Here is a 24,337-nt window from a genome sequence, read left to right on the forward strand (position 1 = left end):
CGAGTGGTGGGGCAAGAGCGTTTTGCTTACTTTTGCGCTGTTCAAAAGTGAGCCGCTGTAAGAGCGGAACCCATATCAGCAACAACCCAAATAACGGATATACACCCAAATCCAAACCCAAACCCACAAACCACCTTACGGCAGCAAAGCCAACTCAATCAGCTCATGCAGTTCTTCAACCTCAAGCGGCGCGGTAGAAAACAGATTACGAAACACGGTGGGCGCAACAATCAAATTGATCAGCCGATCCACGCTGGGAAGTGTCCCGGCGTCGTCGGTGTACCGATCCAGGATCGTCTCCAACTGCCCGGTGAGAATCCCCACGCAATACCCCGGCGCCTGACTGCATTGCACATCACGCATCATCTCGCGGCCAAGGTCCGAGCTCATCTCATCGCGGTATTGCTCACCCCAGGCCCGCAGGTCTCCGCGCAGGCTGCCGGTATCAGCCGGCTCACTGTCCGGGCGCAGACGGGCCATCGCAACATCGGCCAGCAGCGCCGCCAAGTCACCCCAGCGCCGGTAGATGGTCGACGGCGTCACTCCGGCGCGCGTGGCTATCTGCGGCACGGTCACGCTGGAACGGTCCTGCTCTTCGAGCAATTCACGCACCGCCAAATGCACTGATTCCTGGACCCGGGCACTACGGCCCCCCGGGCGGAGGCCTTCTTTTATCGCCATGCGTAAAACCTTAACACAAAGAATTTGCTTTAAGCGCCATCCGGTAGCACACTCCGCAAAAGCAAAATATTAGCTTTAGCGGAGCGTGCCCATGTCCAGCGTTACTTCTCATCGTTCCAGCCTGGTGTTTCTGGCGATCACCTTGCTGACGTTTCTCGCCGCCTCCAGCGCGCCGACCCCGTTGTACCACCTCTATCAAGAGGGCCTGCACTTTTCGGCGGCGATGTTGACCCTGGTATTTGGCATTTACGCCTTGAGCCTGCTGGCTGCATTGCTGACCGTGGGTTCTCTGTCGGACCACCTGGGGCGCAAGCCGGTAATTTTTGCCGCGCTGCTCCTCGATATGCTGGCGATGCTGCTGTTTATCAATGCCGACAGCGTCGGCTGGCTGATTGCCGCCCGCACGGTACAAGGCTTTGCCACCGGCATGGCCACCGCCGTACTGGGCGCCGCATTGCTCGACACCGACCGCCAGCAAGGCCCGCTGATCAACAGCGTAGCGCCTTTGCTGGGCATGGCCTGCGGGGCCATGGGCTGCAGCCTGCTGGTGGAGTTCGCGCCGATGCCGACCACGTTGATTTACTGGACCCTGCTCGGGTTGATGATCCTGCAGGCATTGTACGTCTGGCGCCTGCCGGAGACAGTCAGCCGGATTCCGGGGGCCCTGGCCTCGCTATGGCCCACCTTGCATGTACCGCCCCAGGCCCGACGCGCCTTGTGGATCTCGTTGCCGGTAGACGTAGCCGTATGGGCCATGGGCGGTTTTTATCTGTCCCTGGCGCCCTCGCTGGTGCGGGCGGCGACCGGGTCCACCTCGAACCTGATCGGCGGCGGGCTGGTGGCGGTGTTGACGCTGAGCGGTGCGGTGATGATTTTCAGCCTGCGCAACCGCCCGGCGGACAAAGTCCTGCGGTTGGGCGCCGTGCTGCTGGCGGTGGGTGTTGCGCTGATCCTCACGGCCGTCCACAGCGCCAGCCTGCCGCTGTTCTTCATTGCCACGCTGATCGCCGGCGGTGGTTTTGGCTCGGGATTCCTCGGTGCGCTGCGCAGTGTTTTGCCGTTGGCCTTGCCCCATGAGCGGGCGGGCTTGATGTCGGCGTTCTATGTGCTGAGTTACCTGGCGTTCTGTGTGCCGTCGCTGTTGGCGGGCAACTTGACGCGCACCTTCGGTTTGATCGCCACCACCGACGGTTATGGCGTGGTGTTGATCGTATTGGCACTCGGCGCGTTGGTGGCGTTGCTAATGCAGGATTTGGCGAAGAGCAGGGCGACGGCGGGTAATTGATTCGGTAATAATTCGTCACCCTTACGCCTTGGGATTCACCCATGAAGATCATCCGCAGCAAAGAATTCACCGGCAGCCGCGCCTGGGAGGCGCTGGACATCGCCAATATGAACGGCATCACCACCCGTTTGCATTGGACCGACCAGCCGTATCGCTGGCACGTGAATGACGGCGAAGAGGTGTTCGTGGTGCTTGATGGCCAGGTGCAGATGCACTATCGCGAAAACGGCAGCGAACAGATGGCCTTGCTTCAGGTAGGCGACATTTTCTACGCCAGTGTCGGCACCGAGCATGTGGCCCATCCACAGGGCCCCGCACGGATTCTGGTGATTGAAACCGAAGGCAGCGTTTAATCACATATCTACGAAACAGATAACAGTTAGAGATATTACCCGTTATATAGATATTCGATTCGGTTCTACCATGGTCTCAACCTCATGCGAGGAAGAGGACTACACCATGACTTGCCCGAATACGCTTCACAGCAGCTTGAAACCCTTCAGTCACCTGACCCGTCCCCGGGAAGTGATTCGCCAGTTCACCCCCAACTGGTTTGCCGCCACCATGGGCACCGGGGTGCTGGCGTTGGCGCTGGCGCAATTGCCGGTCAACCTGGCGGGGCTGCACGCCGTGGCCGAAGGGCTGTGGCTGTTTACCATCGGCCTGTTTGTGCTGTTCAGCGTGCTGTATGCGGCGCGCTGGGTGATGTTTTTCCACGAGGCCCGGCGCATTTTCGGGCACTCCACGGTGTCGATGTTCTTCGGCACCATCCCCATGGGCCTGGCGACCATTATCAACGGCTTCCTGCTGTTTGGCGTGCCGCGCTGGGGGGATGGCGTGGTGCAACTGGCCGAGGTGCTGTGGTGGCTCGACGTCGCGATGGCCCTGGCCTGCGGGGTGCTGATCCCGTTCATGATGTTCACCCGCCAGGAACACAGCATCGACCAGATGACTGCCGTGTGGCTGTTGCCGGTGGTGGCCGCGGAAGTCGCCGCCGCCAGCGGTGGCCTGCTGGCGCCGCACCTGGCCGACGCCCATTCGCAACTGGTGATGCTGGTGACCAGCTACGTGCTGTGGGCGTTCTCCCTGCCGGTGGCGTTCAGCATCCTGACCATCCTGATGCTGCGCATGGCCCTGCATAAACTGCCACACGCCAATATGGCCGCGTCGAGCTGGCTGGCTCTAGGTCCCATCGGCACCGGTGCCCTGGGCATGCTGGTACTGGGCGGTGATGCACCTGCCATCTTTGCCGCCAACGGTCTGCCCGGCGTCGGTGAGATGGCCAACGGCATCGGCCTGGTCGCAGGCATCACCCTGTGGGGCTTCGGCTTGTGGTGGATGCTGATCGCGGTGCTGATCACCCTGCGTTACCTGCGGGCCGGTATCCCGTTCAACCTTGGCTGGTGGGGCTTCACCTTCCCGTTGGGCGTGTACTCGCTGGCCACGCTGAAACTGGCGAGCACCTTGCACCTGGGTTTTTTCAGCATCGTTGGTTGCGTGTTGGTGGCGGCGCTGGCGCTGATGTGGCTGATCGTCGCCAAGCGCACGGTGCAGGGCGCCTATAAAGGCGAGCTTTTTGTATCGCCGTGCATTGCAGGACTAGCGAATAAGTAAGCGGGATTAGGTAAAGTCGTGGCCTGGAAAAACCAATAACAGCCTTCAGGCCACGCAGGAACACGGACGATGAGCCACCCCTCGCAATTCACTTTGCTGCGCAAACGGCGTTTCCTGCCGTTCTTCATTACCCAGTCCCTTGGTGCGTTCAACGACAATATATTCAAGCAGTCGTTGATCCTGGCGATTCTCTACAAGCTGACCATCGAGGGCGACCGCTCGATCTGGGTCAATCTCTGCGCGTTGCTGTTTATCCTGCCGTTCTTCCTGTTCTCGGCCCTGGCCGGGCAATTTGGCGAGAAGTTCAACAAGGACGCGCTGATCCGGGTGATCAAGATCGGCGAAATCGTGATCATGTCCGTGGGCGCGGTGGGTTTCATGTTCAACCACCTGGAGCTGATGCTGCTGGCGCTGTTTGCCATGGGCACGCACTCGGCGCTGTTCGGGCCGGTGAAATACTCGATCATGCCCCAGGCCCTGCACGAAGATGAGCTGGTGGGCGGCAATGGCCTGGTGGAAATGGGCACGTTCCTCGCGATCCTCGCGGGCACCATTGGCGCCGGGATCATGATGTCGTCCACCCATTACGCGCCGGTGGTCTCGACGGCCATCGTCGGCATTGCGGTGCTGGGCTACCTGGCCAGCCGCAGCATTCCGCGCGCGGCGGCGTCCAGCCCCGAGATGCGCCTGAACTGGAATATCTTCAGTCAGTCCTGGGCCACCTTGAAGCTCGGCCTGGGGCAGACACCGGCGGTGTCGCGCTCGATTGTCGGCAACTCGTGGTTCTGGTTTGTCGGCGCGATCTACCTGACGCAAATCCCGGCCTACGCCAAGGAATGGATGTACGGCGACGAGACTGTGGTAACGCTGATCCTCACGGTATTCTCGGTGGGCATCGCACTGGGTTCGATGCTGTGCGAAAAGCTCTCCGGGCGCAAAGTCGAGATCGGCCTGGTGCCGTTCGGCTCGTTCGGTTTGACCGTGTTCGGCCTGCTGTTGTGGTGGCATTCCGGCGGCTTCCCGCAGAACGTCCAGGCCAACGACTGGATCGCCGTGCTGAGTTACGGCCAGGCGTGGTGGGTGTTGTTCGATATCCTTGGCCTCGGCGTATTCGGCGGCTTCTATATCGTGCCGCTGTACGCGTTGATCCAGTCGCGTACCGCCGAGAACGAGCGGGCGCGGGTGATCGCGGCCAACAACATCCTCAACGCGCTGTTCATGGTGGTCTCGGCGATCGTCTCGATCCTGCTGCTGAGCGTGGCCAAGCTGTCGATTCCCGAGTTGTTCCTGGTGGTGTCGCTGCTGAACATCGCGGTCAACACCTACATCTTCAAGATCGTGCCCGAGTTCACCATGCGTTTCATGATCTGGCTGCTCAGCCATTCCATGTACCGCGTCGAGCACAAGAACCTCGAGCTGATCCCGGACGAGGGCGCGGCGTTGCTGGTGTGCAATCACGTGTCGTTTGTCGATGCGCTGTTGATTGCCGGTTCGGTGCGTCGGCCGATTCGTTTTGTCATGTACTACAAGATCTACAACCTGCCGGTTTTGAACTTTATCTTCCGCACTGCCGGGGCGATTCCGATTGCCGGGCGGCATGAGGACATCCAGATATACGAAAAGGCCTTCCAGCGGATTGCCCACTACCTTAAGGACGGCGAGCTGGTGTGCATCTTCCCGGAAGGCAAATTGACCTCCGATGGCGAGATGAACGAGTTCCGAAGCGGCGTGACGCGGATTCTTGCAGAGACGCCGGTGCCGGTGATTCCGATGGCGTTGCAGGGGTTGTGGGGGAGTTTTTTCAGTCGCGATCCGAACAAGGGCTTCTTCCACCGGATCTGGTCGCGAGTGACCCTGGTGGCCGGCGCGCCGGTAACGGTGGAGGCGGCGACGCCCGAGGCGTTGCATGGGGTGGTGGGGGAATTGCGCGGGAGTGTCAGGTAGTTTTTTGGTGTATTTGAGGGCCTCTTCGCGAGCAAGCCCGCTCCCACACTTGGAATGCATTCCAAATGTGGGAGCGGGCTTGCTCGCGAAGGCGGTAGTGGCCTAAGCGCTGATCTTGAGCCCAATAAGCCCGCAGATAATCAACGCCACACTGGCCAGTCGAAACAGCGCCATGGACTCCCCGAACAGGATAATCCCGGCAATCACCGTGCCCACTGCACCGACACCGGTCCAGATGGCATAGGCGGTACCCAGCGGCAGTTCCTTCATGGCCAACCCCAGCAACCCGAGGCTGACGGCCATGGCGGCAATCGTCAGGGCCGTGGGCAGTGGCTTGCTGAAACCGTCGGTGTACTTCAGTCCGACGGCCCAGCCGACTTCAAACAGTCCGGCAAAAAACAGAATGATCCAGGACATGATGACCTCCCTTCTTAGGTGGGGTCGTCCCCGGATTAAGCGCTTGATTGCGTCGCAGGGTCGTCCCCGCGAAGCCCGGTAGAGTGCCGAATATTGATCAGGTGATCAAGTTTCGGACTTGCCCGCCAACAATTCGCGGTCTTCCTTTTCGCTCATTCGCCGGAAGTACGTAGCCAGGAGTGCCCCGGAAATATTGTGCCAGACGCTGAACAGCGCACTCGGCACCGCCGCCAGCGGCGAGAAATGCGCACTTGCCAGTGCGGCGCCCAAGCCGGAGTTCTGCATGCCCACTTCCAGCGACAGGGATTTGCGTTGCGCCAGCGGCAGCCCGAACACACGGCCGGTGAAATAGCCCAGCAGGAAGCCAAAGGTGTTATGCAGGATCACCACCGCCATGATCAACAGGCCCGACTCGGCAATCTTCGCCTGGCTGGCCGCCACCACGGCGGCGACAATCGCCACGATGCTGACCACCGACACCAGCGGCAACACCTCGACCGCATGCCGTACCCGGGCGCCCAGCAAGCGCTGCGCCACCACGCCCAACACGATCGGCAGCAGTACCACTTGCAGGATCGACCAGAACAACTCCATGAACGACACCGGCAACCAGGCCGAGGCCAGCAGCCAGATCAGCGCGGGCGTCAGCAGCGGAGCGAGGAGGGTGGTGACGGCGGCAATAGCCACCGACAGGGCCAGGTCGCCTCGGGCCAGCCAGGTCATGACGTTGGACGACGTGCCGCTCGGGCAGCAGCCGACGAGGATCACACCGACGGCAATTTCCGGTGGCAGGTGAAAGACCTGACACAGCAGCCAGGCCACGCCGGGCATGATCACGAAATGCGCGACCACACCCAATGCCACGCGCCACGGATGGCGCGCGACTTCAGCGAAATCTTCAAGTTTGAGGGTCAGCCCCATGCCGAACATCACCAGGCCCAACAGCGGCACGATGGCGCCTTTGAGGCCGAGAAACCAGGCGGGTTGCAGGAACGCAACCACGGCAAAAATCAGCACCCAGTAGGCGAAGGTATTGCCGACGAAACGGCTCAAGGCGGCGAGTGCACGCATGGGGTTGGTCCTTGTTATTCGATTTTGGAAGTGCGCATGCGATCAAATGTGGGAGCGGGCTTGCTCGCGAATGCGGTGTGTCAGCCAGGAAGATATCAACTGAAAGGACGCATTCGCGAGCAAGCCCGCTCCCACATTTTGATCTTCACAAGGCTTTAGATACCTTGTGGGGTTTCTTCGCCACCCAGTGCCTCAACCAACGCCGGCAGGAAGTCGCCAAACGTCAGCATCATCAGGGTAAAGCTGGCGTCCTGCTGGCCCAGTGCTTCGTCGCCGCCGTCCTGTTCAGCCTGATCCTGCAGCAGGTCTTCGAACTTCAGGCGCTTGACGGTCATTTTGTCGTCCAGCATGAAGGACAGCTTGTCCTGCCAGGCCAGGGACAATTGGGTCACGACTTTGCCGGTGGTCAGGTGCAGTTGGATCTCTTCGCCGGTCAGGTCCTGGCGTTTGCAGCGCACGATGCCGCCGTCTTCGTGGGTGTCGCGCAGTTCGCATTCGTCGAGGACGAAGAAGTCATCGGCCGGCTTCTGGGTGGTGACCCAGTCGGTCATGATGGCGGTTGGCGCGGTTTTCACGGTCAGCGGACGTACTGGCAGGGTGCCGATCACTTCACGCAGGGTGGACAGCAGGTCTTCGGCACGTTTCGGGCTGGCCGAGTTCACCAGGATCAGGCCCTGTTTCGGCGCGATGGCGGCGAAGGTCGACGAGCGACGGATAAACGCGCGCGGCAGGAAGGCCTGGATGATTTCATCCTTGATCTGGTCGCGTTCCTTTTTGTAGACCTTGCGCATTTGCTCGGCTTCGATCTCTTCGACCTTTTCCTTCACCGCATCACGCACCACGCTACCCGGCAGGATACGTTCTTCCTTGCGCGCAGCGATCAGCAGGAAATCACCGCTGACGTGCACCAGGGGCGCGTCTTCGCCTTTACCGAAAGGGGCGACGAAACCGTAAGTGGTCAACTCCTGGCTTGCACAAGGGCGCGCCAGTTTGGTGGCCAGTGCAGTTTCCAACGCCTCGGCATCAACAGGCAGATCTTGGGTCAGGCGATAGATAAGCAGGTTTTTGAACCACATGGGGTGAGTCTCTCCTTATATACAAAGGGGGGCATTATTCTCCTCATGGCGTCATAGGCCAACCCTCGCTAAGCCATTGGAAGGCCTGAAAAAAATTAATTAAGAAAGTGCTTGCCAGACCATGGGTCGCTCCGTAGAATGCGCGCCACACCGAAAGTGAAGGGTGATTAGCTCAGCTGGGAGAGCGTCTGCCTTACAAGCAGAATGTCGGCGGTTCGATCCCGTCATCACCCACCATTCGCTTTATGTGTTACGCGCAGCGGTAGTTCAGTCGGTTAGAATACCGGCCTGTCACGCCGGGGGTCGCGGGTTCGAGTCCCGTCCGCTGCGCCATATTCGGTCACCTGGAACGCTGAACGCCAGGTACCACAGGAAGCCCGCTCATTGAGCGGGCTTTTTGCTGTCTGGGGTTTGCTAAAACCGCCGGTCTAAAAAACGCCCCCGATCATGTGCAGTGATCGGGGGCGTTTTTGATTGGGTTTAGAAATCCCAGCGGGTACTGACCATTACGTTGCGAGGGTCGCCATAGTACGACGAGTTGTAGAAGCCGATGTTGGTGTAATACGACTTGTCGAACACGTTGTTGACGTTGACGGTCGCCGACACGCTGTCGGTGATCTGATAGCGGGCCATCAGGTCCACCAGCCAGTAGGGATCCTGGGCAAACTTTTCTTGAGCGCCGCCCTTGGCCCAGTTGCTCAGTACCTGCCAGCCTTGACCCTGCCAACGCGCGCCGCCGCCGAGGGTGAGTTTGTCGAGGCTGCCAGTCAGCTTGTAGCTGGTATAGACATTGACCTGATCTTCCGGCTCCCAGGTCGATACCTTCTTGCCGCTTTCATCACGGGCAATCTTGTGGGTGTAGCCTGCCTGCAACTGCCAGCCGGGTGTCAGCTCGCCAGAGATTTCCGCCTCATAACCCTTGGTTTTCGAAGTGATCGGCTTATAGGCGTAGTCGCGAGCGGGGTTGGTTGGATTGGCGTTGTACTCCGTATCTTCCTCGGGGCGGTTTTTTTCGTGAACCTCGAAGTAGGCGATGCTGGAATTCAGGCGCCCTTCGAAGAATTCACCTTTGAGCCCCACTTCATAGTTCTTGCCTTCATCCGGCTCCAGCAATTTGTTGTTGCGATCACGGTTGAACGACTGCGGCAGGAAAATTTCCGTGTAACTGGCGTAGGCCGACACGTTGTCGTTCAGGTCGTATACCAGGCCTGCATAGGGCAAGACCTTGCCGCTTTTTTTCGTATCACTGGTGCCGGTGACCTGGAAGTCTGCAACGCGCGTGCCCAGCAGCAGCGAAAGATCGTCCGTGAGGCTGAAGCGAGCGGTCATGTAGCTGCCGGTCTGGCGGGTGATTTCATCGTTTTTGTTGGTGACTTCGCCCCAGTCCGGCTTCGGGATGTCGCCGTTCCAGTTGTAATAGTCGAAGTTATTGTTGGGCAGGCTGGCGTTGGTGTAGTCCTTGCCTTTCCAGTGGGAGCGGGAAACCGAGGTGCCGACCACCAACTGGTGTTCTCGGCCAAACAGGTCGAAGGGGCCAGAGGTGTAAAGGTCGGCGCTGTCGCTGACGGTTTCACCTGTGTATTTGCGCGCCAGCACTGAGGGCAAACCTGGGCTCACGAAACCCAGGGGGGCGTTGTAACCGTTGATTTGATGGTTGTACTGACCTTTGGCGACCCAGCCATTTTCGAAGCTGTGTTCAAGGGTGGCAAAGGCGGTGCGCGTGTACTGCTGCCAACTGCTCCACCGTGGCCCGTTGTTGAATGAGCGCTTGGAGCCAATGCGATTGCCGGATTCGTCATACAGCGAGGCACTGCCGGTCCAGCTTGAGCCTTTGGGGTCATTATCCTGATAGTCCGCGCCCACGGTCAGCAGGGTATCCGGCGACAGGTCCGCCTCCAGGATGCCGTAGTAGACGCTGGTTTTGCGTTGGTAATGGTCCATGAAGGAGTGTTTGTCTTGATGGGCCGCCACGGCTCGGCCGCGGATGTTCCCGGTTTCGGTCAAGGGACCGCTGACGTCAACTTCCGATCGGTAGTTGTCCCAGGAACCGGCGCCAAGGTCGATATGGCCCTTGAATTCCTGGGTAGGTTTCTTGCGGATCATGTTGATGGTGCCACCAGGGCCACCGGCGCCAGTGAGCAGGCCGGTGGCGCCCTTGAGGATTTCTACCCGGTCATAGATCACCATGTCGGTGAGGGTATGGCCGGACGAATACTGCGGGTCTTGCAGGATAGGAATACCGTCGTACTGGAAGTTGCGAATCGCGAAGCCGCGGGAGTAATAGCTGGTACGGTCGCTGTCATACGTTGCCACGGTGATGCCCGGGGTATGGCGCATCACGTCGTCGATGGAGTTGAGGCCAAAGTCATCCATGGCCTGGCGGGTGACCACCGAGATCGATTGCGGAGTTTCCCGTGGCGTCAGCACCAGGCGGGTAGCGGTGGCGATGGTGCCGGGGGTGTAAGAGCCGGAGCCTTCGGTAATGGTGCCGAGTTGGTTGGCGCTGATCTGCGTCGCCCCCAGCTCCACGGCGCCGGTGGGGGTAGGGTTGGCTTCCAGTGCGTAGACCTGATCACCTTTGACTGCCCGATAACCACTGCCACGCAGCAGCTTTTCAAACCCGGCCTCCACGCTATAAGTGCCTATGAGTCCCGGGCCCGCGAGCCCCTGCAGGTTCTGGGACTGGAACACGATAGCCACGCCCGCTTGCTGGGCGAACTGGTTGAGTGTGGCGCCCAGCGGCCCGGCAGGTATGTCGTAGGCTTGGGCCGCAACGGCTACCGTTTCGGCCTGGGCCAAGTGGGTATTGAGCAGCGTCGTCGCGAGCAGTGTGAGGGTCAGCGGCGCGCTGCTCAGCAGGCGTCTGCGAGGCTTGGAAGGGAAGGGCATGGTGAGGGCAGTCCTTTAGTCATCGGTATACCTTCCTTGACGGGCAACCCGAAAAAAAGCGGAAGCAATGCGAATAATTATTTTTTGCTCTCGGTATCCGGGCTGACGATTATCAGCCACGGCGTAAAGGTTTTCAGCGTGATCGGCAGGGTTTGAGCCAGCATCTGCAAGGTGCGGTCGGTGTCATCCAGGGGAAGTACGGCCGAGACCTTGAGACTGGCCAGTGCGGCGCGATCAAACTGCAAGCGGCCCGAACGGTGACGGGCGATCTCATCCAGCACTTCCGGCAACGGTCGGTTATCCACCACCAGTTGATGGCGGCGCCAGGCCCCATTGATGCTCGCCGTATCGATGCTGCCCGAGAGCCGCACGGCATCTTTGCTGAGTCGCGCCTGCGAGCCCGCATCAACTTCCAGTGTCTGCTGCCCGTTCGCGCTTTTTGCCGCCACGCGGGATTCGAGCATGCTCAGCACCGTAACGTCATCCTCGCGCCTGACCACAAATCGCGTACCCAGGGCGCGCAGGGTGCCTTGGGCGGTCTGCACCACAAATGGCCGTTCGCCATCGTGGGCCACTTCCACCAGGATCTCGCCTTGCAGCAATTCGATGCGGCGCTGCCGGCTGTCGAAATGCAGATTCGCCGCACTGATGCCGTTCAGGGTCAGCGTCGAGCCGTCCGCCAGCCGCAGGGTTTTCCATTCGCCGGGGCCGTTGTGCACATCGGCCATCCATTGTTGTGGATAAGGACTGTAGAGCAGCGCCATGGCGGGAAGGCCCAGGCTGCAGGCCAGTACCAACGCGCGGACGTAGTTTTTGCGCGCCTTCCCATGCCGGGGAAAGGCCGCACTCAAGGCCGCCCGGGCCGGTGCCTTTTGCCCGCGCAGGGCCTGCATCCGCGCAATCACATCTTCCATGCGCGCTGCTGATGCGACGTGTTGCGGGCCTTGCTGCTTCCAGCGCTCGAACGCCTGGCGCTGGGCCTCGGTCAATTCACCTTCGTGGAGGCGAATCATCCATTCGGCGGCTTGTTCATCGATCTGTTGGCGAGAGTCGGGCATGCGCGGCTCAGATGTCCACGCTGTGGCTGCAATGCAGCAGGGCCTGGATCAGGTATTTGCGTACCGTACGTTCCGACAGCTTCAGTTGTCGGGCGATTTGCTGCTGGGTCAGGTCTTCGAGGTAATACAGCACAAACGCCTGGCGCATGTTGTCGTGCATGCCTTCCAGCATGAAGGCAATGTGCTCGAGGGCTTCCAGGGTGGTGTGGATCTGTTCGGGCGACTGGAAACCTTCCAGGGTTTCCACCGTCAGCATCAATTCCTGAAGGTAGGCGTGCTCAATCTGCTTGCGCCGTGCCTGGTCGATGATCAGCCGCCTGGCGGTGGTACTTAAATAGGCGCGGGGTTCGCGGATGGCGGTCACCGACTCGCGGGCGTGCAGAATCCGCGCGAAGGTGTCCTGCGCCACGTCGGCGGCGTTATGGGTACAGCCCAGTTTTCGGCGCAACCAAGTGAACAGCCAGCCGTGATGCTGGCTGTACAGCTCGGTAATCTCCCGTTGGAACGGCGGTTCACCCACAGACATAAGGCCCGGCCCAGGTGTTATTGAGAATAATTGTTAATTGTGGGGCCAAGGCTTGGGCAAACGCAATAGACTCGCGTTTGCACCCAAAGCGCCGGTTTTGCGGGGTGCGCGGGGTCGAAGACAAAATATTTTAAATAAATTGCATTTAAATCATGACATTACGGAAAAATGCTATAGAATGCGCCCCACACCGAAAGTGAAGGGTGATTAGCTCAGCTGGGAGAGCGTCTGCCTTACAAGCAGAATGTCGGCGGTTCGATCCCGTCATCACCCACCATTCGCTTTATGTGTTACGCGCAGCGGTAGTTCAGTCGGTTAGAATACCGGCCTGTCACGCCGGGGGTCGCGGGTTCGAGTCCCGTCCGCTGCGCCATATTCAGGTCACCTGGAACGCTGAACGCCAGGTACCACAGGAAGCCCGCTCATTGAGCGGGCTTTTTTGTGCCTGGGATTCAGCTCAACGACTGAATGCCCGGTTCGGTTTGCACGGGTGCAATGCTGTTTCGCCCCATGAAGGCCAGGACCACCAACGCCGTCAGCACGGTGAATCCCGCGAGCAGTTGCAGCAACGTGTTGAACCCCGCGATGTAGGCGCTGCGCAGTGCTTCCGGCGGAAGGGCGGCCGAGGCCAGTTGCACGTTGCCCATGACCAGGCCTTGGGCAATCACTGACACGTCGGCCCCTGCGAGACCCTTCAGGTGATGTGCCACCAATGCGCCCAATACTGCCATCGTGATCGCCAGCGCCACGCCTTCACTGGCCACGCGGGTGGTGTTGAAAATCCCCGCCGCCATTCCCGCGCGCTCCTTGGGCACCACGCTGATCGCCAAACCATCCATCAAACCCCACGGCAGCCCGGTGCCGATCCCGATGACCAGCATTGCGGCTATGGTCTGCGCAGGCTGGTTGGCCAGGCTTAATCCCCACAGGCCCACCGCCGCGATCAGCAAGCCAATGGCACACAACAGTCCTGCTGAGAGCCAGCGGGTCAGCGATGCGGCGATCATCGGCACCACCAGCATCGGTGCCGATAACGCGAGCATCATCAAACCCGCGTCCAGCGCGCTGGCGCCTTCCACACCGATAAACCGCAGGGGCAGCAACACGATCAGCACGATGTAGCAGTAACAGGTACCGATCGGCAGGAGCTGCACGCCAATAAAACGCGGGAAGCGAAACAGCCGCAGCTCTAGCATCGGTTGGCTGGAGCGGTTTTCGACGAGGATAAACACCAGCAAAAACACCGCCGCCGCGATCAGCAGGGCATCAACCAGCGGCGACGTCCAGCCGTGCTCCGGCGCGAGGATCACCGCCGTGGTCAGGGCTACCAGCATTGCGGAAAACGTCAGTACACCAGCGGTGTCCAGCCGCATCGCTTGCGGGTCGCGGCTTTCACGCATTTTGGGCGCGGCAAACAGCAGCGAAATACCGGCCAATAATGCAGTGCCGAGAAAAATCGAGCGCCAGCCCCAGTGCTCGATCAGCACCCCCGACAGCAATGGCCCAAACGCCAGGCCTGCACCGAATGTGGTGCCCAGCAAGCTGAAGGCGCGGGTGCGGGCATGGCCGTCAAACTCCTGGGCCAGCGCCGCACAGCCACTGGCCAATGCCGTAGCCGCCGCGACGCCCTGCACGCCACGCAACACATCCAGCCAGAAAATCCCCGGTGCCACTGCCAGCAGCAAGGAGACCACGGTAAACAGCGCCATGCCCCACAAGAAAAGACGCTTTCTCCCATAGAGGTCGGCGAGGGTGCCGGCGGCCATTAACAGGCTGCCGAAACTCAGCATGAATGCGTTGGTGATCCACGCCAGCTGGCTGGGCTGGGCGGCAAATGCCTGGCCGATAAAGGGCGTGGCGACGGCGCCGCCGGTAAAGCTCATGGGCAATACCAGGGCGGCCAGGCAAATGGCCGCCAGGATGGAATATCGGCCATGGGCGGGCGCAGATTCGGTTGTCGTGTTCATAGGGGCATTCCCGCGAGTTTGAAGATTAAAAGACTCTAATCAGGATGCAATCACGGATAAATGGGCTTACATTCCGTTCATAACGGACTGGATGGATGCAATGACGTGACCGATAACTTGAGCGGCGTGATCGCCTTCGTGAAAACGGCAGAGGCCCTGAGCTTCACCGGCGCGGCCCGGGCGATGGGGATTTCCGCTTCGGCGGTGGGCAAGAATGTCGCCAAGCTTGAGGCGTCACTGAATGTGCGGCTGTTGCACCGCAGTACGCGCAAGGTCAGCCTCACCGCCGAAGGCCAATTGTTCTACGAGCGCAGTCGGAAAATTCTCGACGACCTGCAAGACGCCCGCGCCATGCTTTCCCATGCGATGCAGGCACCCCGGGGCAAACTGCGGGTCAGCCTGCCCACCATCGGTTATCGCTTTCTCTTTCCGCACATGAGGGCGTTCCGCAAAGCCTACCCCGAGATCGAGCTGGAGCTGGATTTCAACGACCATCTGGTGGACGTGATCGAGGAGGGCTTCGACGTGGTCATCCGCAGCGGTGGCCTGGCGGACTCGACCCTGATGGCCCGCAAACTGGGACCGTTCAGGTTTGTGCTGTGCGCATCACCCGAGTACCTGCGGGCCAACGGTCGGCCAGAGTCCCTGAGCGAACTGGAGCATCACCCGTGCTTGCGTTACCGCTTCGCCACCACCGGCAAAATCATGGACTGGACCTTGTCCGCCAACCCGGCCATCACCCAATTGCGCCTGCCCACCGCGCTGACCCTGAACAACATGGAGGCCATGCTCCGGGCCGCGATGGACGGCCATGGGATCGCCTACGTGCCAGACTTCCTGGCCCGCGAAGCACTCGCCCAAGGCCAGCTGGAAACCGTGCTCGACGGCCATTCCGATGACCAGGGCCAGTTCTGGGCCCTGTGGCCGTCCAGCCGGCACCTCTCGCCGAAAATTCGCGTGTTTGTCGACTTCGCCGCCGCGCACCTGTTCACAAGCCCACCAGTCGGTAGCCCACCTGCAACTCGGTGATGAAGTACTGCGGCTGGGCCGGGTCCGCCTCCAGCTTCTGCCGCAGGTGCGCCATGTGCACCCGCAGGTAGTGGGCGCGGTCCACGTAATCCAGGCCCCACACCTCGAGCAATAACTGCCGATGGGTCAGCACCCGGCTCTGCCCGCGAATCATCGCGCACAGCAGGCGGTATTCGATGGGCGTCAGGTGCACCGGCAGGCCTTGGCGCCACACTTCATGGGTCGCCAGGTCCACCTCGATATCGCCAAACGCCACCTTGCTGGTGGCCGCCACGGTGCCGGTCTGCCCATGACGGCGTAGTTGCGCACGGATGCGCGCGAGCAACTCGGGTACGCCGAAGGGTTTGGTCAGGTAGTCATCGGCGCCGGCGTCCAGGGCGGCGACTTTTTCCTCTTCGCGATCCCGTGCCGACAACACCAGGATCGGCACCGCCAGCCATCCCCGCAGCTCGCTGATCAGCTGTTTGCCGTCGCCGTCCGGCAGGCCGAGGTCGACGATCACCAGGTCCGGCTGACGGCTGGAAGCGTGGATCAACGCGCGTTTGACGCTGTCGGCCTCGAACACCTGGAAGCCCTCATCCTGCAGGGCGATGCCGACAAAACGGCGGATATTGGCCTCGTCTTCAACAATCAGAATGCGTGCAGTGCTCATAGGGCGTCCATTGGGGGCGGAGTACCCGCCGGTAAAGTGATGACGAAATGCATGCCGCGCTCGCTGCCGGGTCTGGCTTCGATGCGCCCGCCGTGGGCTTCGACGATGCGCTTGGCCAGGGCCAGGCCCAGGCCGATTCCGGCGACCGAGGATTCCTGCTGGCCACGGGCAAACGGTTCGAACAGATTGGCCGGCGCGCTGCCCGGGCCGGTGTCGCTGACTTCCAGCAGGATGCTGTCGGAAACGGAACGGGCGGTAACGGTGATGACCGTGCCAGGCGGGGTGTATTTGGCGGCGTTGTCCAGCAGGTTGACCAGCACCCGTTCGATCAGCAGCGCGTCGACTTCCACCAGCGGTAATTGCGGGTCCAGCGTCGTGTTCACCACATGCCGGGCCAGTGGTTCACGCAACTGGCGCAGGGCGCTGCCGACGATCTCTTCCAGCAAATGCCATTGCCGGTTGAGTCGCACACCGCGCTCCTGCATGCGGGCCATGTCCAGCAGGTTTTCGATCAAGCGTTGCATCGAAGTCGCCTGCTCATGAATACCGTGCAGCAACGCGGTCAGCGGCCCCGGCGGCGCATGGGGCAGGGCGGTGTCGGCGGCGCCGATCAGGGTGGTCAAGGGGGTGCGCAGGTCGTGGGAAATCGCCGCGAGCAAGGTGTTGCGCATTTTCTCGCCTTCCATCTGCACCATCGTGCTTTGCGCCACTTCGACGAAGTGCACGCGCTCCAGGGCAATCGCCAATTGGCTCATGCAGGCTTCCAGCAGGCGGCGCTCTTCGGGCTCGTTGAGGCGTTCGCTTTGCGCCAGTTCCAGCACCAGCACACCGCGCACGCGCATCGGCGCCTTGAGCGGCAGGTAGCAGCCCTTGGCGGCGGACAAGGTGTCGGTGCCCTGGCCGGCGGACTGGCCGTGGTCGTAGGTCCATTGGGCGATGCTGTCGTCGATCGGCAGCCCGCCCGCGCCCACGCTGTGCACGCCGTCGGCGGCGTCCGGCAAGGCCAGGCCGACCCGCGCCTCGAACACGCCGCTGAAAGTGCGCAGCGCCACTTCGCTGATCTGCTCCACGGTCAACGCGGCCGACAGGTCCCGGGCCAGGCGCGCCAGTGAGGTTGCGCGGCGTTCTCGAGCGGCGGCGGTGCGCGCTTCGTGGCGCAGGCGGGCGGTGAGTTGCCCGGTGATCAGGGCGATGCCGAGCATCAGCGCGAAGGTGAAGAAATACTGGGTGTCGTTGACGGTAAACGAGTAGCGCGGCTGGACGAAAAAGAAGTCGAAACACAGCACCGCGAGCATCGCTGCCCATACGCCGGGGCCGCGTCCAAACCGCAGGGCCACCAGCACCACCGTGAGCAGGAACAGCATCACCACGTTGGCCAGGTCGAACACCTGCAGCAGCAGCGCGGCGATGGCGCTGGCGGTGAAACAGGCGAGTGTGGACCAGAGGTAGGCCAGGGTTCTGCCGGGCGCTGGCGTAGGTTTTTCAATGGCAGGAACAGTGCCCGGCAGTACGCCATGGGCGATCACGATCTGGTCGATCTGCGGATGGTGCCGGCTGATCCGGTCGCTCACCGACTGATGCCAGAACCGCCATGCCCGGCGCGGATGATGGCCGAGCACCAGGCGATTGGCGTTGTGTTCCCGGGCACAGGCGGCCAGTGCTTCGGCGACGTCCATGCCCGGTAGCGTAGCGGTGTCGGCGCCGAATTCGCTGGCCAGGGCCAGGGTTTTCATTGCTGTGAGATAACGCTTGGCGCCGCGGCCCTGAGCTGCCGCGACGTGCACCACGATCCAGTCCGCCTCGAGCTTTTGCGCCAGGCGCGCGGCTTCTCGCACCAGGCGCTCATCACCGGCGTCACCGGCCACGCCTACCAGCAACCGCTCGCGGGCGGGCCACAGGGTCTTGATCGACTGTTCGCGACGGTACACGCGCATCTGCGTGTCGACCCGGTCGGCCGTGCGGCGCAGGGCCAGTTCCCGCAGGGCGAGCAGGTTGCCCTTGCGGAAAAAGTGCCGCGAGGCGCGCTCGGCCTGGGGCCCCAGGTACACCTTGCCGTCCTTCAAGCGTTGCAGCAGATCATCCGGCGGCAGGTCCACGACGACCACTTCGTGGGCATTGTCGAACACGTGGTCCGGTACGGTTTCCCGCACGCGAATACCGATGATCCCGCTCACCAGATCGTTAAGGCTTTCCAGGTGCTGGACGTTGAGGGTGGTCCACACATCGATGCCGGCGCTGAGCAGTTCTTCCACGTCTTGCCAGCGTTTCGGGTGGCGCGAGCCGGGCACGTTGCTGTGGGCCAGTTCATCCACCAGCAGCACGGCGGGATGGCGTTGCAGGGCCGCGTCGAGGTCGAATTCGGTGAGGGTGAAATCGTGATGCAGGCGGTGGGCGCGGGGCAGTTGTTCGAGGCCGTTGAGCAGGTCGGCGGTTTCCTGGCGGCCGTGGGTTTCCACCACGCCGGCGAGTACGTCGCGCCCCAGGCTGACTTCCCGTTGCGCCGCGTCAAGCATGGCGCAGGTCTTGCCCACCCCGGCGTTGGAGCCGAAGTAGATACGCAGTTTGCCGCGCAAGGCGGCCTGTTCTTCCTGCTGGACCCGGGCGAGAAGGGCGTCGGGGTCGGGGCGTTCTTCGTTTAATGCGGGCATGTCATTCCTGGTCAATGCGGTTCAATGGTGGGAGCGGGCTTGCTCGCGAAAGCGGTGTGTCAGTGACAGTCGAGTTGGCTGACACTCCGTATTCGCGAGCAAGCCCGCTCCCACATTGGGTTTGCGGTGCTACACGAGACCCAGCCCGGTCAGCACCAGGTCAATCAGCTTGATCCCGGCAAACGGTACCAGCACCCCGCCCAGGCCATAGATCAGCAGGTTGCGATTGAGCAATGCCGCCGCGCCAATCGCCCGGTACGTCACGCCGCGCAGGGCCAAGGGAATCAGCGCCACGATGATCAACGCGTTGAAAATCACCGCACTGAGGATCGCCGAGTTGGGGCTGGTCAGGTGCATCACGTTCAGCGCGCCGAGCTGCGGATAGGTCGCGACAAACGCCGCCGGGATGATCGCGAAATATTTCGCCACGTCATTCGCCACGCTGAAGGTGGTGAGCGCACCACGGGTCATCAGCATCTGCTTGCCCACCTCGACCACTTCGATCAGCTTGGTCGGGTTGCTGTCGAGGTCGACCATGTTGCCGGCCTCTTTCGCTGCCTGGGTGCCGCTGTTCATCGCCACCGCCACGTCGGCCTGGGCCAGCGCCGGGGCGTCGTTGGTGCCGTCGCCGGTCATGGCCACGAGCTTGCCCTGGGCCTGGTAGTCGCGGATCAGCTGCAGCTTGTCTTCCGGGCGCGCCTCGGCGAGGAAGTCATCCACGCCGGCTTCCACCGCAATCGCGGCGGCGGTCAGGCGGTTGTCGCCGGTGATCATCACGGTCTTGATGCCCATGCGCCGCAGTTCGGCGAAGCGCTCCTTGATGCCGCCCTTGACCACGTCCTTGAGCTCCACCACGCCGAGTGCCTTGGCCCCGTCCGAGACCACCAGCGGAGTGCTGCCGCGTCGGGATACTTCGTCGACCTTGGCCTGCAATGCAGCCGGAAAGCTCCCGCCGAGCGCTTCGATATGACTGCGGATCGCATCCGCTGCACCCTTGCGAATACCGCGGCCTTCGGGCAGGTCGACGCCGCTCATGCGAGTCTGCGCGGTGAAGTGCACAAAGCTTGCGCCGAGGGCGTTGATGTCCCGCGCGCGGATGTCGAACTTCTGCTTGGCCAGCACCACGATGCTGCGGCCTTCCGGGGTTTCGTCGGCCAGGGACGCCAGTTGCGCCGCGTCGGCCAGTTCAGCTTCCTTGACTCCCGGTGCCGGCAGGAAACTGCTGGCCTGGCGATTGCCCAACGTGATGGTGCCGGTCTTGTCCAACAGCAACACGTCGATGTCACCCGCCGCCTCAACGGCGCGGCCGGAAGTGGCGATCACATTGGCCGACATCATGCGGCTCATGCCCGCCACGCCGATGGCCGAGAGCAGGCCGCCGATGGTGGTGGGAATCAGGCACACCAGCAACGCCACCAGCACCGTGGCGCTGATCACGTTGCCACTGCCACTCATGGCCACGGCGAAGATCGAGTACGGGCTCAGCGTGGCGATCACCAGCAGGAACAACAGGGTCAGGCCCACCAGCAAAATCGTCAGGGCGACTTCGTTGGGGGTCTTCTGGCGCTTGGCGGATTCGACCATCGAGATCATGCGGTCGAGGAACGACTCGCCCGGGTTGACGCTGATGCGCACCACCAGCCAGTCCGACAGCACCCGCGTGCCGCCGGTGACCGAGGAAAAGTCGCCGCCGGCCTCGCGAATCACCGGTGCCGATTCGCCGGTGATTGCGCTTTCGTCCACCGAGGCCACCCCTTCGATCACCACGCCGTCCAGCGGCACCAGGTCGCCGGCTTCGATCAACACCACCTGGTCTTTGCGCAACAGCGTGGCTTCGGTCGGCAGCCACGCGGCGCCGTGTTTGGGTTGTTGCAGCAACTTGGCCAGGGTCTGGCGCTTCATCCCGCGCAGGCTGGCGGCCTGGGCACGGCTGCGGCCTTCGGCCAGGGCCTCGGCAAAGTTGGCGAACAGCACGGTAAACCACAGCCACAAACAGATGCTGAGGATAAAGCCGCTGGGCGCTTCACCCTGGCCACCCAGGGACTGGAACCACAGCAGCGTGGTGAGGAGGCTGCCCAGGTACACGACGAACATCACCGGGTTTTTCCACTGCGCCTGGGGCAGCAGTTTCTTGAACGCATCCCCGCAGGCGGTGAGCACGATGGCGCGATCAAACAGAGGTAAACGAGCATTCTTGATCATGGGGGAATCTCTTACTCACTGGCCGCAATGGGGGGCTGGCGCAGAGGCAGACGGGCGTCCAGCGCGAGGTTGAGTTGCAGCACATTGACCCGTGGTTCGCCGAGCAAACCCAGGGTGCGTTCCGCGGTGTTTTCGTTCACCAGTTGCAGCAGTTCGGCTTCGGGGATCTGTCGCAGGCGGGCGACCCGGGCCAGCTGGATGCGTGCGTTGGCCACGGAGATATGCGGGTCCAGGCCGGAGGCGGAAGCGGTGACCGCATCCACCGGCACCTGGGCGTCGGCGGCGAGGCCGTTGTCCTGGCGGTAGGCTTTAACCCGGGCCGCGACCTGGTCCACCAGTTTCTGGCTGGTAGGGCCCAGGTTGCTGGCGCCGCTGGAACCGGCGTTGTACGGCTGGGAGACACTTTTGCTCGGGTCTTGCGGGTCGGTACCGAGGGTCATGCTCGGGCGGCCGTGGAAGTAGCCGGGCCTGGTAAAGTCCTGGCCGATCAACGCCGAGCCGATCACCAATCCGTCGCGTTCAATCAGCGAGCCCAGGGCCTGGAACGGGAACAGCAACTGCGCGGCAAAGGTGGTGAAGACCGGGTAGGCGAGGCCGGTCAGCGCCATGAAAAACACTGCCGAAACCAGCACCGGGCGCAACAGCCCTTTGAATATCGATTGAGTCGTCATCAACGTGTCCTTAGTTGTACGTCTGGCCGGACAGCAACTGCAGTTGCTCCACCAGCGGACCGAGCGCGAGCGCCGGCAGGAAAGTCAGGCCGCCCACCACCAGCACCACAAACACCACCAGCACCATGAACAAAGGGGTTGCGGTGGGGATGGTGCCGGCGCCGGCAGGCACGGTCTTTTTCATCGCCAGGGAACCGGCCACGGCGAGCATCGGCAGCATGGTGAAGAAGCGCCCGACCAGCATCGCCAGGCCAATGGTGGTGTTGAAGAACGGCGTATTGGCGTTCAGCCCGGCGAACGCCGAACCGTTGTTGGCGGTGCCCGAGGTGTAGGCGTAGAGCACCTCGCTGAAACCGTGGGGGCCGAGGTTATTCAGGCTGGCCATGGTGTCGGGCCACAGGGCGGCGAGGGCGGTGAAACCGAGGATGCTGATGGGGTGCGCGAGCACCGAGAGCATCACCAGTTTTATCTCCCGAGCCTCGATCTTCTTGCCGAGGAATTCCGGGCTGCGGCCGATCATCATGCCCACCAGGAACACCGTCAGCAGCGCGTACTGGATCAGGTTGATAAAGCCCACGCCGTCGCCGCCGAACACGCAGTTGAGCATCATCTGCGCAAGGGGCACGAAGCCGCCCATGGGGGTCAATGAGTCATGCATCGCGTTGACCGAACCGGTGGTGGCCGCGGTGGTGGTGGCGATAAACAGGCTGCTGTCGGCAATGCCGAAACGCAGTTCCTTGCCTTCCATATTGCCGCCGCTTTGTTCGATGGACAGCGTCTGGTTGGCACCGGCCTGGGTCAGCAGCGGGTTGCCGTTTTGCTCGGCGCCGTACACCAGCGCGAGAAAGCCTAAGAACATCACCAGGAAGGTGCCGAAAAACACCCAGCCCTGACGGCGTTGCAGCAGCATGCTGCCGAAGGTGTAGGTCAGCGCCGACGGGATCAGCAACATGCTGAGGATGTGCAGGGCGTTGGTCAGCGGGGTCGGGTTTTCGAACGGGTGTGCGGCGTTCATGCTGAAGAAGCCACCGCCGTTGGTGCCGATATGCTTGATCGATTCAAAGCTCGCCACGGCGCCGACAATCAGTTGTTGCTGTGCGCCTTCCAGGGTGGTGGCCAGGGCTTGGGAGGAAAAGGTCTGCGGCATGCCTTGCCACACATACACCAGGGCCATGCCCACGCACAGCGGCAGCATCACGCGGTACAGGGTGCGAGTGAAGTCGACCCAGAAGTTGCCGATATCCGCCGAGCTTGAGCGACTCAGGCCACGGATAAAACCGGCTGCGGCGACCACGCCCGAGGTGGCGCCGACGAACATCAGGAAGGTGATTACTGCCATCTGGCTGAAGTTCGACAGGCTGGTTTCGCCCGAGTACGCCTGCCAGTTGGTGTTGGTGATAAAGGAAGCGGCGGTATTGAACGCCAGGTCCGGGGTTTGTGCGGCCAGCCCGAGTGGGTTGATCGGCATGACGGCCTGTAACCGCAGGATGAGATAGCCGAGCAGCATCATCGCGGCGTTCGACAGCAACAGGGCCGAACCGTAGCGGGCCCAGCTCATGGTTTCCAGCGGGTCGATGCCCAGCAGGCGATAGGTATAACGTTCCGGCAGGGCGTGGCGGGTTCCGGTAAACACCCGGGTCAGCCACTTGCCCATCAGCACGGCGAGCCCTGTCATCAACCCCAGGACCAGCGCAAATTCCAGCAAAGTGCTTAGCATGTCGAGGCTCCGTTCAAATCTTGCCCATGGCGACAATGGCCATGGTTGTCGCGGCGAAAAACACCAGGGAGAGGCCTACAAAAATCATGTCGTACATGGTGGGGCTCCCTAGAACTTTTCGGCGCGAATGAGGGCGTAGCCCAGATAAGCGAACAGCCCGACGGCGCATAGGCCGCTGGCGATATAGATGAACTTGAGTGTGAGCACGGTGGAACTCCCCTGATTAATAAGCCGCGATTGCGGACGCGGGGAGGTTAAGAGGTTGGGTATCAAGTTCGGGCACTGATTGCGGGTTTGGGTATTAAGACGGTGTATAGAGGACGGTGGGGTGGGCGAACGGAAAAATGGGATAACCCGGGGGCGGGGTATCCCTTGAAGCACTGGGGTTTTGCTGCTTTTGATGATCAGCTTATTTGGCTTTCTTTTTCTTTGATTCGCGGGTGGCGAGTTGTTCGAAGCAAAACGCGGCGGCGCCGAACAGGGCGATCATTGAGAGGACGATCATGCCTAACGTTGAACTTTCCACGATGACTTCCTGCGGGGGTTATTGGGGTGGAGGTCACAGTAGTGGAGGGGGGATTAGTTGCTCAATAGAGACGACTTAAACGTTACGGCTGGGGTTGAATCTATACGGAATCTTTACGTGGCTGTTGTGTGTATATCCGTTTTTTAGGTAACGGCTACTTATGGTTTCGCTCTTACAGCGACTCACTTTGGAAAAGCCCCAAAGTAAGCAAAGGGCTCTGCCCCGCCTGTCGGCACCTCGCTAGTGCTCGGCGTTCCCTCACTCCGGCTTTGGAGCGTGGGTAACCTGGCAGGACGCCAGGTTAGCCGTCCTGGGCCAAGGATGGCCCATGACGGCGGCCCACGGTCCAAAGCCGGAGTGAGGG

The 24,337-nt window shown here is 61.6% G+C and carries 19 protein-coding genes and 4 tRNA genes; 9 read left to right on the forward strand and 14 right to left on the reverse strand.

Annotated elements, in window-relative coordinates; genetic code table 11:
- Positions 1-135 precede the first annotated feature (135 nt).
- Positions 136-681, reverse strand: a complete 546-nt coding sequence (locus HX817_RS07340; RefSeq protein ID WP_177040048.1) for a TetR/AcrR family transcriptional regulator — start codon at positions 679-681, stop codon at positions 136-138.
- A gap of 91 nt (positions 682-772) precedes the next feature.
- Between HX817_RS07340 and HX817_RS07345 the strand changes: the two genes are divergently transcribed.
- From HX817_RS07345 to HX817_RS07360, 4 genes are all read left to right on the forward strand, one after another.
- The gene (locus HX817_RS07345) at positions 773-1,966 is read left to right on the forward strand and encodes an MFS transporter (RefSeq protein ID WP_003212382.1); all 1,194 of its coding nucleotides are present in this window, start codon (positions 773-775) and stop codon (positions 1,964-1,966) included.
- Positions 1,967-2,007: 41 nt separating this feature from the next.
- Positions 2,008-2,319: a hypothetical protein gene (locus HX817_RS07350; RefSeq protein WP_003212380.1), complete on the forward strand. Its 312-nt coding sequence runs from the start codon at positions 2,008-2,010 to the stop codon at positions 2,317-2,319.
- 106 nt (positions 2,320-2,425) lie between these two features.
- Positions 2,426-3,580 (forward strand): TDT family transporter, encoded by a 1,155-nt coding sequence (locus HX817_RS07355; RefSeq protein WP_008430443.1) that lies wholly within the window; start codon positions 2,426-2,428, stop codon positions 3,578-3,580.
- Between the two features lie 69 nt (positions 3,581-3,649).
- A complete protein-coding gene (locus tag HX817_RS07360) occupies positions 3,650-5,524 on the forward strand; it encodes an MFS transporter (protein WP_177010113.1) in 1,875 nt (624 codons plus the stop codon).
- A 102-nt stretch (positions 5,525-5,626) separates the two neighbouring features.
- Here HX817_RS07360 and sugE read toward each other — a convergent pair whose 3' ends face one another.
- From sugE to rdgC, 3 genes are all read right to left on the reverse strand, one after another.
- Positions 5,627-5,941, reverse strand: coding sequence for a quaternary ammonium compound efflux SMR transporter SugE (sugE, locus tag HX817_RS07365; RefSeq protein ID WP_003190128.1), 315 nt, complete (start codon positions 5,939-5,941; stop codon positions 5,627-5,629).
- A 105-nt stretch (positions 5,942-6,046) separates the two neighbouring features.
- Entirely contained in the window at positions 6,047-7,012 is a 966-nt protein-coding gene (locus HX817_RS07370) for a bile acid:sodium symporter family protein (protein WP_003212369.1), read from the reverse strand.
- 155 nt (positions 7,013-7,167) lie between these two features.
- Positions 7,168-8,088, reverse strand: coding sequence for a recombination-associated protein RdgC (gene rdgC / locus HX817_RS07375; RefSeq protein ID WP_008430455.1), 921 nt, complete (start codon positions 8,086-8,088; stop codon positions 7,168-7,170).
- A 161-nt stretch (positions 8,089-8,249) separates the two neighbouring features.
- On the opposite strand from rdgC, the gene HX817_RS07380 reads away from it, so the two are divergent.
- Together HX817_RS07380 and HX817_RS07385 are read left to right on the forward strand one after the other, a co-directional pair.
- Positions 8,250-8,325 (forward strand) — tRNA-Val (locus tag HX817_RS07380).
- Positions 8,326-8,344: 19 nt separating this feature from the next.
- Positions 8,345-8,421, forward strand: a tRNA-Asp gene (locus tag HX817_RS07385).
- A 147-nt stretch (positions 8,422-8,568) separates the two neighbouring features.
- Here HX817_RS07385 and HX817_RS07390 read toward each other — a convergent pair.
- The 3 genes from HX817_RS07390 to HX817_RS07400 all read right to left on the reverse strand — a co-directional run bounded on the left by HX817_RS07390 (position 8,569) and on the right by HX817_RS07400 (position 12,561).
- Entirely contained in the window at positions 8,569-10,977 is a 2,409-nt protein-coding gene (locus HX817_RS07390; protein ID WP_177040049.1) for a TonB-dependent siderophore receptor, read from the reverse strand.
- Between the two features lie 77 nt (positions 10,978-11,054).
- Positions 11,055-12,035: a FecR family protein gene (locus HX817_RS07395; RefSeq protein ID WP_177040050.1), complete on the reverse strand. Its 981-nt coding sequence runs from the start codon at positions 12,033-12,035 to the stop codon at positions 11,055-11,057.
- A gap of 7 nt (positions 12,036-12,042) precedes the next feature.
- Positions 12,043-12,561, reverse strand: coding sequence for a sigma-70 family RNA polymerase sigma factor (locus tag HX817_RS07400; protein WP_177040051.1), 519 nt, complete (start codon positions 12,559-12,561; stop codon positions 12,043-12,045).
- A gap of 201 nt (positions 12,562-12,762) precedes the next feature.
- Here HX817_RS07400 and HX817_RS07405 point away from each other — a divergent pair.
- Both HX817_RS07405 and HX817_RS07410 read left to right on the forward strand, forming a co-directional pair.
- Positions 12,763-12,838: transfer RNA gene (locus HX817_RS07405), tRNA-Val, on the forward strand.
- 19 nt (positions 12,839-12,857) lie between these two features.
- Positions 12,858-12,934 (forward strand) — tRNA-Asp (locus tag HX817_RS07410).
- A gap of 79 nt (positions 12,935-13,013) precedes the next feature.
- Here HX817_RS07410 and HX817_RS07415 read toward each other — a convergent pair.
- Positions 13,014-14,528 carry an MFS transporter gene (locus tag HX817_RS07415; protein ID WP_177040052.1) on the reverse strand — a complete coding sequence of 505 codons (1,515 nt, stop codon included), beginning with the start codon at positions 14,526-14,528 and terminating at the stop codon, positions 13,014-13,016.
- Positions 14,529-14,633: 105 nt separating this feature from the next.
- Here HX817_RS07415 and HX817_RS07420 point away from each other — a divergent pair, with 105 nt between their 5' ends.
- Positions 14,634-15,557, forward strand: a complete 924-nt coding sequence (locus HX817_RS07420) for a LysR family transcriptional regulator (protein ID WP_177040053.1) — start codon at positions 14,634-14,636, stop codon at positions 15,555-15,557.
- Here HX817_RS07420 and HX817_RS07425 read toward each other — a convergent pair.
- The 6 genes from HX817_RS07425 to kdpF form a co-directional block, all read right to left on the reverse strand.
- Complete coding sequence (locus tag HX817_RS07425; RefSeq protein WP_003219430.1) at positions 15,517-16,209, reverse strand: response regulator; 693 nt, start codon at positions 16,207-16,209, stop codon at positions 15,517-15,519. The genes HX817_RS07420 and HX817_RS07425 overlap by 41 nt on opposite strands.
- Positions 16,206-18,857: a sensor histidine kinase KdpD gene (locus HX817_RS07430; RefSeq protein ID WP_177040054.1), complete on the reverse strand. Its 2,652-nt coding sequence runs from the start codon at positions 18,855-18,857 to the stop codon at positions 16,206-16,208. Before HX817_RS07430 ends, HX817_RS07425 begins: the two co-directional genes overlap by 4 nt.
- A gap of 129 nt (positions 18,858-18,986) precedes the next feature.
- Positions 18,987-21,059 (reverse strand): potassium-transporting ATPase subunit KdpB, encoded by a 2,073-nt coding sequence (gene kdpB / locus HX817_RS07435; protein ID WP_008430369.1) that lies wholly within the window; start codon positions 21,057-21,059, stop codon positions 18,987-18,989.
- 11 nt (positions 21,060-21,070) lie between these two features.
- Complete coding sequence (kdpC, locus tag HX817_RS07440; protein ID WP_177040055.1) at positions 21,071-21,730, reverse strand: K(+)-transporting ATPase subunit C; 660 nt, start codon at positions 21,728-21,730, stop codon at positions 21,071-21,073.
- A 10-nt stretch (positions 21,731-21,740) separates the two neighbouring features.
- The gene (gene kdpA / locus HX817_RS07445; RefSeq protein ID WP_177010104.1) at positions 21,741-23,447 is read right to left on the reverse strand and encodes a potassium-transporting ATPase subunit KdpA; all 1,707 of its coding nucleotides are present in this window, start codon (positions 23,445-23,447) and stop codon (positions 21,741-21,743) included.
- Between the two features lie 108 nt (positions 23,448-23,555).
- Positions 23,556-23,654: a K(+)-transporting ATPase subunit F gene (gene kdpF, locus HX817_RS31570; protein ID WP_003219423.1), complete on the reverse strand. Its 99-nt coding sequence runs from the start codon at positions 23,652-23,654 to the stop codon at positions 23,556-23,558.
- Between the last annotated feature and the right edge of the window lie 683 nt (positions 23,655-24,337).

The sequence above is a fragment of the Pseudomonas sp. C6002 genome (assembly GCF_013385805.1).
GTDB lineage: Bacteria > Pseudomonadota > Gammaproteobacteria > Pseudomonadales > Pseudomonadaceae > Aquipseudomonas.